The organism is Lactiplantibacillus plajomi (assembly GCF_005405405.1).
Lineage (GTDB): Bacteria > Bacillota > Bacilli > Lactobacillales > Lactobacillaceae > Lactiplantibacillus > Lactiplantibacillus plajomi.
This window is the reverse complement of sequence record NZ_BJDZ01000031.1, coordinates 1-11,743: the sequence shown is the minus strand read 5'-3', so window position 1 is coordinate 11,743 and position 11,743 is coordinate 1. Positions and strand designations below refer to the sequence as shown.

Below are 11,743 nucleotides of genomic sequence, written 5' to 3'. Positions count from 1 at the left end.
CATTCCTCCTAGTAGTCTTTCTGGTTAACCCAGGCACGAACGGAATTAATAATGTTCATTTTATGGTCGTAAAGTTTTTGTGATAAATCAACTGGGTAGTCCTGCGGGTTTAAATCCCGTTTATACTCTTCCCAGAGTGAATCCAAACTGTCATGGGCGTACTTTTTAATGGCGTCCAGTCCCGGTAAGTCGTACACCTGCTGGCCGTGATCGTAAATCGGCACTAGTACCGGCCGGGCGTCAAAGTCGCTGACGGTCTTGTTAATGTAAGTGTAGCTCGGGTGGAACATGTAGATCGACTCTTCGTTGCGGGGATCCTCATCATACAAGGTGATGTAATCGCCTTCCGACTTGCCGTCCGCACGTTTCGTGATCCGCCAGATCTGCTTTTGACCGGGCGTGGAAACTTTTTCAGCGTTATTTGATAATTTGATCGTGTCGACCATTTTATGGTGATCATCCTCAATGGACACCATCTTATAAACGGCGCCGAGCGCCGGCTGGTCAAAGGCGGTGATCAGTTTCGTACCGATTCCCCAGACACTAATTTTAGCGCCCTGCATTTTCAAGTTTTGAATCGTCTTTTCATCTAAGTCGTTCGACGCGTAAATCTTGGCATCGGGAAAACCGGCTTCATCCAGCTGTTCACGGACGCGCTTAGAAAGGTAGGCCATGTCACCGCTATCGATGCGGACCCCTTGGAAATTGATTTTATCGCCCATTTCCTTCGCCACTTTAATGGCACTCGGCACCCCACTGCGGAGTGTGTCGTAAGTATCCACTAAGAATACGCAGTCGTGGTGCGTTTGGGCGTAAGCCATAAAGGCGTCATGATCGTTACGGTAAGTCTGCACTAAGGCGTGCGCGTGGGTCCCACTGATGGGAATCCCGAAAATCTTGCCGGCGCGTACGTTGCTGGTCGCGTCAAAGCCACCGATATACGCTGCGCGGGTTCCCCAAATCGCCGCGTCTAATTCCTGCGCACGGCGGGTTCCAAACTCGAGCAAGCCATCTTCACCCACGACCGACTTCATCCGGGCGGCCTTGGTTGCAATCAACGTTTGGTAGTTGATAATGTTAAGTAAGGCCGTTTCAATCAATTGGCAAGTTGCGAGCGGGCCTTCCACCTGCAATAACGGTTCGTTATTAAAAACCAGGTCGCCTTCACGGGCGGAGCGGATGGTTGCGTCAAACTGAAAATCTTTTAAGTACGCTAAAAAGCCGTCAGAATAACTGCCGGTTTCACGTAAATAAGCAATATCCGTATCCGTAAAATGTAAATTATTGATATAATTAACTACTCGTTCCAGACCAGCAAAAATCGCATATCCATTCTGGAAAGGCATCTTCCGAAAGAAGACTTCAAACACCGCGTGCTTGTTGTGAATTCCTTGTTCCCAATAGGTCTGGATCATGTTGATCTGATAAGCATCCGTATGCAAGGTTAAACTATCATCCGGATAGATTTGCGTCATGAGTCTTTTTCTCCATTTCATCATTGTAAAAGTATTTACAGTAAGTTAAGGCTATTCTATCATTTTTTAGTAGGGTAATGAATGTAACCGCCCCAAAAAGTTACAGAAATCCACGATTTACCCCGTCAGTCCGCTGATTTAGAAAGCGAGGTCGCCCATGCCAACTCCATTTAGCACCGTTTCCATTTTAGACGTTCCATTTATTAAGACAACTAACGCGGCGTTCGTCGCGCAACTCAAGCAAGACGTTACCGCCCACCAGAACCGCTTTGTCGTCACGGCCAATCCTGAAATCCTGATGTACGCCCGCGAACACCCCGACTACCAGGCCCTGTTAAAAGCGGCTGATTACGTCACGCCGGACGGTATCGGGGTTATCCAAGGCGCCCAGATTTTAGGGACCCCCTTACCGGAGCGTATTACCGGTTACGACACCCTGCTCGCGTTATTAACGTGGGCCGACCAAACAAAGCGGCGGGTCTTCCTACTCGGCGCCAAGCCGGCAGTCTTGCAGGCGGTCGTCGCCAAGGTCCAACGGGATTACCCGGGGATTCAACTGGTCGGTGCTCGCGATGGTTACTTTGACAACGAGGAGGCAGTGGTTAACACCATCGTCGCCGCTAAACCGGACATGGTCTTCGTCGCGACCGGTTTTCCTAAACAGGAATTTTTCATCGCTGCGCACCGGCAACGCTTCGACGCCCTCTGGATGGGGGTCGGTGGCAGCTTCGACGTCCTAGCCGGCGCGGTCAAACGCGCGCCGCAGTTCTGGCAACGCCATCATATAGAATGGCTCTACCGGCTGATTCAGGAGCCGAGCCGGTTCAAACGGATGTTAGTGTTGCCACGCTACTTACGCTTAGTGAAAAAAATCGCCCGTCATCAATAACAAAACGGAGGAACCAGCCCGCGCGGTTGGTTCCTCCGTTTTTAAGATTTAAGGTTATTTTTCGAGGTAAAATTCGAACCGGTTACCGACGTACTGGGTCCGCACGTATTCGAACGGTTCACCCGACTGCAAATAAGAAATTTGCCGTAGCCGCAACAGCGCGTCACCACGCCGAACCGACAGGAATTCTGAGATGCGTTCCGAGGCCGACATGGCGGAAACGGTTTGTTGTGCTTTACCAGGCATTAAGCCGGCTTTTTCTTCCAGCGTCCGGTAGAGCGAGCTGGTGATCTCATCCTTGGTGAACTGCTTGACTAACCGTTCGGGAACGGTCGCCACTTCAAAACAGATTGGGACGTCATCGCCGTAGCGAATCCGTTCCATCCGTAAGACCTGTTCGTTCGGTTGGAGCGCCAGCTTTTCACTTTCCGACAACGAGGGACTGGTCACGTGAAACGAGATTGTTTTGCTGGAAGGGACCTTGCCCTGCGCCAACATCAATTCCGTAAAACTGGTGACCCCGGACATCTTTTCCTGGACCTTCTGGTTAGCCACGAACGTTCCGGCACCCACCCGCCGTTCTAATATTCCTTCATCAACCAGCGTTTGGATGGCCTGCCGGAGCGTCATCCGGCTGACGTCAAACTGACTCGCCAGTTCCCGTTCGGACGGAATACGATCACCAACGGCCCACCGTCCGGCTTCAATGGCTTGTTTAATTTGGTTGTGAATTTGAATATAGATTGGCGAACTCATGGTACTCATCCCTTATTTCTTATTTATTTGGCTGCCTTTTGACCGTAACTATAAGTTGCGACCAAATCTTGGTTGGCATCTAAGACGTTGATATCCGCGTCCTTACCAGCTTCTAAAGTCCCCTTTTGCGTTAACCCAAATTCACGTGCTTGGTTAACGGAAGACATTTTAACGGCTTCTGCAATCCCACAGCCAGTGAATTTTTGAACGTTTTTGAATGCGTTAATATAAGTTAACACAGAGCCGGCTAAGTTACCAGCTTCAAGCCGAGCTTGACCGTCTTTAACGATTACCTTTTGACCACCAAGTTCACTCACACCATCGGGTTCACCCTTAGCGCGCATCGAGTCGGTGACCAGTTCAATACGGTCGACACCCTTTTGTTCATAAGCTAATTTGATCATGTCAGGAACGATGTGGAATCCGTCACAGATCAATTCACAGTACATGTTGTTTTCCAACATGGCGTGCCCGGTAACGCCGGGTTCGCGGTGCTTGAATTCGCGTTGGGCGTTGTATAAGTGGGTCACGTGGGTGGCTTTACTTGCTAATAATTGTTCACGAGTCGCGTTACTGTGGCCAACGGAAGGAACAATGCCGTTTTCCAAGCAATACTTTTCGAAGTCCCGCGAGCCGGGATCTTCCGGTGCGTACGTAATTAACTTAACGCGCCCGCCGGAGAGCTTGTTCCAGTTGTCGAGCAAGTCAACGTTCGGGTTCTTGATGTACTTTTCAGGTTGAGCACCCTTAAAGGTTGCGGAAATAAACGGGCCTTCCAAATGAACCCCTTGGATAACCGGGTTTTCTTCAGCAGCCTTCTTGATCCCTTCCATTGAATGGTTCAAGTTATCGGTTGATTGGGTCATCGTCGTACAGAAGTAGGACGTAATCCCTTCACGGGCAACCATGTCGTTGACCATTTCGTTAATTTCTGCTGGATTCCCATCCATCGAATCAAAACTATAACCACCATGACTGTGGACGTCGATAAAGCCGGGTACAATCGTCTTGCCACTTACAAATTCGATTTCATCGTCAGGTTGTGCAACGTATTCGTCCATTGGACCAACCGCTTCAATCTCCTTACCGAAACGAATGTAGCCGTCATCGATTTTTTTAAGCCCCGTATAAATGATGGCATGTTTTAACACTTTGCTCATGAACAATTCCTCCTTGGATTTTATAGTTACATTATAATCGGTATAGACCAAACTTGCAACTACCGTTACCAAGTATTTTTAGTCGCCGAGTTCCTTAGCAATCGTGGCGTCAATGCCCTTAACGACCGAGGTCATAAAACCGGCTTCTTCCATTGCTAACAGCCCGGCAACCGTCGTCCCGCCCGGTGATGAAACCTGATCGATGAGGTCAAACGGAATTTTATCCGATTTGAGGACCATTTCGGCACTGCCCAGGGTTGCTTGGGCCGCGATTTTGGTCGCTACCGCCTTACTCAGCCCGTGCTTGACGCCGGCCCTAGCCATCGCATCGATGAAAAAGTAAACGTAGGCTGGCGAACTACCCGCTAACGCGGCGAAGGTACTGAAGTCCTTTTCGGCAACTTCACTAGTTTCACCAATGGCATCGAATAACTTTTGACCGGCGGCGTACTGTTCCGTCGTCAACGCGTCGTTACCAATCAAGGCCGTCATCCCGGCGCCAATCGCCACGTTCACGTTGGGCATAATCCGTAAAATCCCGACTTGCGGTGCAACGGTGGCGTAATCGGCCAAGCTTAAGCCCGACACCATCGTAATTACCCACTTCCCCGCCGTTAACGCCGGTTGAACTTCCTTTAACGCTCCTAACGCAATGTTCGGCTTAACCGCCAAAACGACCACGTCGGCGGCTTGGGCCACCTCCAAGTTGGACGCTACGGCGTTCAGCCCGTTTTGCTTCGCGTACGGTTCGTAACTAGCTGCGTGGGCGCTGTGGACGTAGAGGTCACTTGCAGCGACCGCTCGTTTTTTTAACCAACCGTCAATGATGGCGCGGCCCATGTTGCCGGCACCAATAAATCCAATTTTCATATTGATGACTCCCTCAGTTCGTAAAGTTAATTGAATACCTCTAGCTTACCGTAATTTTGCGGGTACGTCATGGCAAATATCTTTATTGAAACGTCGCCGTTTCTTCAAATTCCGCTGGTATAACTAAAGTAACCATTTCGGAAAGGACGTGACACCATGTCATTATTCAAGAAAGCCGTGCTAGTGACCATTGCCAGTCTGACCCTACTCACCGGCGTTAACTGGGGTGAAAACACGTTGCAGGCGCAAGAGAACGTGTTGGTGACGGAGACGCGCTCCTCAACATAAATGGATTTAACCTACTATTCCCATAAAACCAGTTTTGGTACAATACACACGTAGCCTATAACGTTTTAAAATCAAACATTTTAGAAACGAAAAATATGGAGTGTTCTTTAAACATGGAGCAAGAAAAACGACATTTGAAATTTAGCTTAGATTCTGCAGATAAACGTGAAAATAATCCCAGTCGTGCTTGGGATTTGTTATTCGAAAAATACAACATCGTTAGTCAAATCGAACAAGATGGTTATTTCGACATCTCAACCAAGCAAATGATGCGAAATTCAAACATTCAATCACTTTGGAAAGAAAAATTTAGTTCGCGTCAAATTCCTGACAATCGAAATATTCTTAAATTTGATTTCTCTGCCGACCTTCCAAATATTTTTAAAGGATATAATTTACAGATTATGCCGATTGGGGAAAATACATACCGAATCGCACCATTCGACATGTATCAAAAATTGAAGAACAAAGATGTTGAAATAATCCCGATGACTAGTCCATTAAAAGTTGCCAGTTTGGATTTTAACAATATAACTACTGAGCCCAACGCGCAAACAGTTGCTGAGGTAACGGGCATGTTTGCATACGTTTTTCATGCGCTGGATAAACGAAATAAAACCGTAGTCGCCACATTGAGCGGAAAAAATAACGTGCAAGACATACATTTCTCCGTAAATAGTACGTTGAATAAGCAACCGCTGACTTTTCAACTAAACACTTGGCAAACAGAAATAGATGGTGTGTACGAATCCGAGGAAACAATCTTAATCGTTGAAAGCAAAATGAAGTTTCCAAAAGACTTCAATATTCGACAACTATTTATTCCACGACTACTGATCGAACAAATTATGACACGTTTAAACACTCACAAAAAGTGTTCGCAGGGTACTTCGTTAAAACAAAAGATTTGTACATCCTATCCGTTTACGAATTTACAGATCTTGAAAATATGAATTCCATAAAGCTACGGCAACAGTATAAATTTAGCCTCTCAAGTGATCCCAAATATATATATAACGTCGGCGATACTCAAGAGACGCTTTTAAGTGCCGAGGATCCCGAAACATTTAACAAGCTTGTTGATAATCAACCGATTCTCTCAAACTATCCCGTATACGCAAATAAAAATACAATTAGCTTCCCACAAGCTAACAACTTACAAATTGCATTGGACTACCTCAGCTTACTAGCTGAGTCTGACAACTATATAACAGCATCTGACGACAAAATACCTTCAAGTTCCAGCGAGGCCTTTGTCGATGCTTTCAAATACAACCAGCGACAATACAACTACTATCTAAACTTGCTAGGTTACTTACATTTAGTCGACTACGATTTAAATAAAAAGCTTTATGTTCCTACTACGTTAGGACAAAAAATTGCCACAACAACAACGCACGAACGCTACACGCTATTACTTAAAGAATTTTCCGAACACCTAAGCTTTAGAGCAGTGCTAAAAAAACTAATTAAACATGAGTCACTAGATAACAACGACATTATTGCAGCAATTAATACTGAAATGCTTACAGTACCTTTAAAAAGCCAAATTTCTGATTCAACTTTACCAAGACGAGTTTCCAGCATTAAGTCTCTATGTAAACAAGTCCTAAAACAACTTGGGTTACACGTATAAAAGAACAAGGGCTTCAACGTGGTCTTACACGTTGAAGCCCTTGTTCTTTTTAATAATTCGTAATAATAACTTCACCAACATTACCACGTTTAGAACCAACAGAATTGATATTACGTTTGGCGACAACGTGGTGAATCACTGTTGAATCTAGTTTTCCGTACAGCTCCTCAATTAGAGGAACATCCGCATTGGACAACATGACGTAAACACCTTTTCGTGTCAGAGAAACAAAAGTATCCCGCAGCTGTTCCTGCTGCTTCAAACCAAAGCCTGTATTTGTGTAGGCAGTAAAGGAAGAAGTTAAGTTTACTGGAATATATGGTGGATCAAAGTAAACAAAATCGTGTTTCGTGGCATCCTCAACAGCTTTACGATAATCAGTGTTCAAAATAGTTATCTGGTGCTCATTCAAATACGCAGATACGGATAAGATTCGTTCGTCACAAATATTTGGATTCTTATAACGACCGTATGGTACATTGTTTTGTCCAGCTTGATTAACCCGCCAAAGACCATTAAAACCAGTCTTATTCATGTAAATAAATCGGGCTGCACGCTCAACTGTTGACATTTTTTCAATTCGTCCATCGCGATCCGTTTGTCTCAAATCAAGGTAGTAGGCCTTACTGTTGTTTTGCTGGTGTTTCTGCAACAATCTCATTAGGTCTTCTGGTTGCTGTTTTACTACCTTCCAGACATTTACGAGTTCAGGATTAAAATCATTTACGACCGCGTTTGGTGGTGTTAAATTGAGAAAAACAGCTCCTCCACCGAGAAACGGCTCAAAGTATCTATTAAATGATGATGGAAGTAATTGATTAATTTGTCCTAGTAGCTGTCGCTTACCACCAACCCATTTAATAAAGGGTGTTAGTGGATCATTTCCGCTCAATAAATTCAGCAATTCTTCAACCCCCAAATCTGTCTCTGCAGCAATTGCCCGCAGTGTACCAACTGACCATTTATCTACTGATCGTTCAAAAGTAGATTGGAGCGTTGTATATGGGATCCGTTGATGAATGGCAACCTGTTTGGCCGTCAAACCTCGCTCAGCTAATATTTCGCTTATTTGCATATAACCTTCTCATTTCATAATACGATATATCGTATTATACAACTACCTCTGAACGATTACTAATTATAATTACGTTTTAAACCAAAATTTCTGTTTTAGTTACTAATTACCGCCCGCCCCTAATTCGGAGCTGACGGTATTTTTATTTACCCTGCAAGGTTGGTTTTGTATTTTTATCCAACAAAAAAGTCATCAGAATTATCTGATGACTTTCGCCGATTTGGAAGTTATTGGGCTAGCTGGGTTCGAACCAGCGCATCACGGGATCAAAACCCGTTGCCTTACCACTTGGCTATAGCCCAAAAATGAAATGGAGGGGAGTGGATTCGAACCACCGAACCCGAAGGAGCGGATTTACAGTCCGCCGCGTTTAGCCAGACTTCGCTACCCCTCCGTGAATCATTCAACTATATTAGAATACATAATTTTGAATAAAAAATCAAGGCTTTTTTCAAACTTTTTTGAATTTTATTTCAAATCCAGAAACCGGGTCTGCTGATACCACTCACCCATGAAGCTGGTGGCTTCCCATTCATTGATGCGGGCAAGCCCGTAACCAACCGCCTGATCGTAGTAGGTGGTGTTCGCCACGCTCAGCGGCTGGGGATGAATGTGTAAGTGGCCAAACAGGACGTGCGCCACGTGATACTGCTCCAACAGCGTGCCTAAGCGCGGACTCCCCATTAACGCGTTGGCCATGTTCCAAAAACGGTGGTCACTCGACATCCGGATGTAGTCCGCCCGGGGTACGAAGTGGGTCATGAATACAACCCGCTTACCGGTTTGCTGTGCTAACGCCAATTGGCCGCGCGTCTGCGTTAAAACTAAGTCCATCCGTTCAGCATCCACCATGGGTTGCTCAATCGCCCGGTCGATCCAATACGCGCGTTTCCACTGGGCAAAGTCCTGGCTGGTCTTACCCGGCAACTGCGCAGCAAATTGGTAATCGTACCAGCCGTTATTACCAATAATTCGCCAGTCCGTCCCCGGAATATCCACGTACCGATTATGCAGGTAACCCGTAAAGCCGCCGTCCTCAAGCTCGTCAAAGCTAACGCCGTGAACCATGTCATGATTCCCCGCAATCCAATAAACGTGCGTGTACGGCGCTACCAGAGCCTGTAAATCAACGATAAACCGCTGACTACGTTGGAAGTCGTTAAACAAGTCCCCGGCAACTAAATAATACTGGACGCCGTTTTGTGCAAGGTACGCCGCTTGGGCGCGCATCATTGCGTCCGCGTCGACCCGGTTAACGTCGAAATGGTTATCGCTACTAAGTGCTAACCGTACCACCCTACTCCCCCCTTTAAAGGCCACAAAAAAAGGTATGCTACCTTATAAGATAACATACCTTTAATAAATCGGTTTAAAGAACGCCTTTCATGGAGCGCTTAATCCACGGTACCATCGCAAACAAGATGACCCCGAGTAATACGCTGGCAATCCCAATAATCGCAAAATAAGGCACTTCGGTCTTGTTCGAGTAGAACCGAACGATTTGCGCGTTCAGGGCACTCCCAACCGCATCGGTCAGGAACCACATACTCATCATTTGTGAGGTGAAGGCCTTTGGTGCCAGCTTAGTCGTCACTGACAAGCCAATTGGCGAAATCAGCATTTCACCGATTTCAACTAGCGCCCAGCTCCCCACTAACCAAAGTGGACTAACCTTACCGCCAGTACCAAACAAGCTCCCTGGTAACGCCATAAAGAGGTATGACGCCCCGGCAAAGACTAACCCAACCGCAAACTTAGTTGGTGAACTTGGTTGTTTCTTACCCCAGCGCGTCCAAAGGAACACGAACGGCGTGGTGTATAACATAATAAATAACGGATTCAATAACTGAAAGTCAGAGGCTTGTAAATTCATGAAGCCAATGTTCAAGTTAACCCGGTTCGCCGCAAACAAGGCCAAGACCGCCGAACCCTGTTCTTCAATCGCCCAGAATAAGGCGGCTGCTAAGAACAATGGCACGTAGGCGCGAACCCGGGAGCGTTCCGTTGAACTGGTTTTTTCGGAAGTCAACATCAGGATGAAGTAAACCACCGGTGTCAAAATAACTAAAATACTAATTAAGTTAATAATGTTGTCAAGCGTCAGCATGTTCATCAGGTACATTAAGACGATAATCAATGCTAAGCCAACAATGCCCAAGGCAACCCGCTGAACTAATTTCTTATAGTCCTTAGGTTCCAACGGGTCAGTCGGATAAAGGCTGGCCGCGTTCAGGTTCTTACGACCATCAAAGTAATATTGCAATAATCCAAAGAACATCCCGATGGCAGCTAACGAGAAGCCAAGGTGGAAGTTAACTTGTAACCCAATTCGACCAACTAAGATTGGTGCAATCAGTGACCCCAAGTTGATCCCGAAAACAAAGACACTGAACCCAGCGTCCCGGCGGGTATCGTCCGGTGCGTATAATTGACCAACCATGTCCGAAACGTTAGGTTTTAATAACCCGGTCCCAATCACAATCAGGGCGATTGAAATAAACAGGGCACCCGCACCAAACGGGGTCGAAAGGACGATGTGCCCTAACATGATTAAAATCCCGCCGTAGAAAACGGTCTTACGACTCCCCCAGACCCGGTCACTTAAGAAGCCCCCGAGCACACTAGAAACGTAAACCAAGGCCGAGTAAATCGACATGATTGAGGCTGCGGTAACTTGATCAAAGCCTAAACCACCCTTGGCCACACTGTAGTACATGTAGTAAATGAGCAGGGCCCGCATCCCGTAGTAGCTAAATCGTTCCCACATTTCAGTAAAGAACAATGTTCGTAATCCGCGTGGTTGCCCGAAAAAGGTTTTTTCTGGCTTTTGCGCATTATCATCCAATTGAATTTCCTCCAAACTTAATCTCACAGCTTGTTTATTTCGTTTAAAAGCAACAAAATTTGTTTCTTAATTAAACATAATAACTATTATACTAGCCTTAATCTTTTTCAACAATATAGTTAACCAACTTTTAATCTAGCCCCCATTAATATTAATTTAGCTTCTTATTATCGAGTGATAACAAATCCCGCCAATTCGCTAAAAACGAACAATTTATAGCTATAATATTAATTTTGTTTTTTAAGTTCTAACATTAATTTCTAATTTAAAATAAAAAAGTTAATGTAAAGTAAGCGATTCCCATTTTTGTAAAATCTAATTAAACAAAGTGGTCGGATCAGCACCATGGTGTCCTAAACAAAACAGGAGATTTCCACGCCCCCGTAGAAATCTCCCGTTCAAACAATTTTTTTAGTCTAAAAAAGACGAGAACCACGTCTCGCCTTTAAAAGTGCCGGCTACCAGAGTCGAACTGATGACCCTCGGTTTACGATACCGATGCTCTACCAACTGAGCTAAGCCGGCATGATATAAAAATAGATGTTAACACAATTGCCAACATCTACTGTCACTCCGACAGGCGGGCTCGAACCGTCGACATCTTGATTAACAGTCAAGCGCTCTACCAACTGAGCTATGTCGGAATAATCGCATGGCAACGTCCTACCCTCGCAGGGAGCGATCCCCCAACTACTCTCGGCGCTAAGAAGCTTAACTTCTGTGTTCGACATGGGAACAGGTGTATCCTT

At 45.7% G+C, this 11,743-nt stretch carries 11 protein-coding genes, 4 tRNA genes and 1 rRNA gene; 4 read left to right on the top strand and 12 right to left on the bottom strand.

Annotated elements, in window-relative coordinates; translation table 11 throughout:
* Positions 1–8: 8 nt before the first annotated feature.
* Positions 9–1,475 (bottom strand): nicotinate phosphoribosyltransferase, encoded by a 1,467-nt coding sequence (locus FFM82_RS11485; RefSeq protein WP_137645948.1) that lies wholly within the window; start codon positions 1,473–1,475, stop codon positions 9–11.
* Between the two features lie 157 nt (positions 1,476–1,632).
* On the opposite strand from FFM82_RS11485, the gene FFM82_RS11480 reads away from it, so the two are divergent.
* The gene (locus FFM82_RS11480) at positions 1,633–2,364 is read left to right on the top strand and encodes a WecB/TagA/CpsF family glycosyltransferase (RefSeq protein ID WP_137645947.1); all 732 of its coding nucleotides are present in this window, start codon (positions 1,633–1,635) and stop codon (positions 2,362–2,364) included.
* Positions 2,365–2,418: 54 nt separating this feature from the next.
* Here FFM82_RS11480 and FFM82_RS11475 read toward each other — a convergent pair whose 3' ends face one another.
* The 3 genes from FFM82_RS11475 to proC all read right to left on the bottom strand — a co-directional run bounded on the left by FFM82_RS11475 (position 2,419) and on the right by proC (position 5,150).
* Positions 2,419–3,120, bottom strand: coding sequence for a GntR family transcriptional regulator (locus FFM82_RS11475; protein ID WP_137645946.1), 702 nt, complete (start codon positions 3,118–3,120; stop codon positions 2,419–2,421).
* 23 nt (positions 3,121–3,143) lie between these two features.
* On the bottom strand, positions 3,144–4,280 hold the full coding sequence (gene nagA, locus FFM82_RS11470; RefSeq protein ID WP_137645945.1) for an N-acetylglucosamine-6-phosphate deacetylase: 1,137 nt from the start codon (positions 4,278–4,280) through the stop codon (positions 3,144–3,146).
* 78 nt (positions 4,281–4,358) lie between these two features.
* A complete protein-coding gene (gene proC, locus FFM82_RS11465) occupies positions 4,359–5,150 on the bottom strand; it encodes a pyrroline-5-carboxylate reductase (RefSeq protein WP_137645944.1) in 792 nt (263 codons plus the stop codon).
* A 156-nt stretch (positions 5,151–5,306) separates the two neighbouring features.
* Between proC and FFM82_RS13915 the strand changes: the two genes are divergently transcribed.
* From FFM82_RS13915 to FFM82_RS11455, 3 genes are all read left to right on the top strand, one after another.
* Positions 5,307–5,438 (top strand): hypothetical protein, encoded by a 132-nt coding sequence (locus FFM82_RS13915; RefSeq protein WP_263854490.1) that lies wholly within the window; start codon positions 5,307–5,309, stop codon positions 5,436–5,438.
* A 113-nt stretch (positions 5,439–5,551) separates the two neighbouring features.
* Positions 5,552–6,391 carry a type II restriction enzyme gene (locus FFM82_RS11460; RefSeq protein ID WP_137645943.1) on the top strand — a complete coding sequence of 280 codons (840 nt, stop codon included), beginning with the start codon at positions 5,552–5,554 and terminating at the stop codon, positions 6,389–6,391.
* Positions 6,388–7,074, top strand: coding sequence for a DUF7226 domain-containing protein (locus tag FFM82_RS11455; protein WP_137645942.1), 687 nt, complete (start codon positions 6,388–6,390; stop codon positions 7,072–7,074). The genes FFM82_RS11460 and FFM82_RS11455 overlap by 4 nt, the downstream gene beginning before the upstream one ends.
* Before the next feature lie 49 nt (positions 7,075–7,123).
* On the opposite strand, the gene FFM82_RS11450 is transcribed toward FFM82_RS11455, so the two are convergent.
* The 8 genes from FFM82_RS11450 to rrf all read right to left on the bottom strand — a co-directional run.
* Positions 7,124–8,149, bottom strand: a complete 1,026-nt coding sequence (locus FFM82_RS11450; RefSeq protein ID WP_137645941.1) for a Dam family site-specific DNA-(adenine-N6)-methyltransferase — start codon at positions 8,147–8,149, stop codon at positions 7,124–7,126.
* A 230-nt stretch (positions 8,150–8,379) separates the two neighbouring features.
* Positions 8,380–8,451: transfer RNA gene (locus tag FFM82_RS11445), tRNA-Gln, on the bottom strand.
* Positions 8,452–8,460: 9 nt separating this feature from the next.
* Positions 8,461–8,543: transfer RNA gene (locus FFM82_RS11440), tRNA-Tyr, on the bottom strand.
* Positions 8,544–8,617: 74 nt separating this feature from the next.
* On the bottom strand, positions 8,618–9,445 hold the full coding sequence (locus FFM82_RS11435) for a metallophosphoesterase (protein ID WP_137645940.1): 828 nt from the start codon (positions 9,443–9,445) through the stop codon (positions 8,618–8,620).
* A gap of 73 nt (positions 9,446–9,518) precedes the next feature.
* Positions 9,519–10,994 carry a peptide MFS transporter gene (locus FFM82_RS11430; protein ID WP_170178288.1) on the bottom strand — a complete coding sequence of 492 codons (1,476 nt, stop codon included), beginning with the start codon at positions 10,992–10,994 and terminating at the stop codon, positions 9,519–9,521.
* A 452-nt stretch (positions 10,995–11,446) separates the two neighbouring features.
* A tRNA-Thr gene (locus FFM82_RS11425) sits at positions 11,447–11,519 on the bottom strand.
* A gap of 46 nt (positions 11,520–11,565) precedes the next feature.
* A tRNA-Asn gene (locus FFM82_RS11420) sits at positions 11,566–11,638 on the bottom strand.
* A 6-nt stretch (positions 11,639–11,644) separates the two neighbouring features.
* A 5S ribosomal RNA gene (rrf, locus tag FFM82_RS11415) occupies positions 11,645–11,743 on the bottom strand; the annotation flags it as partial.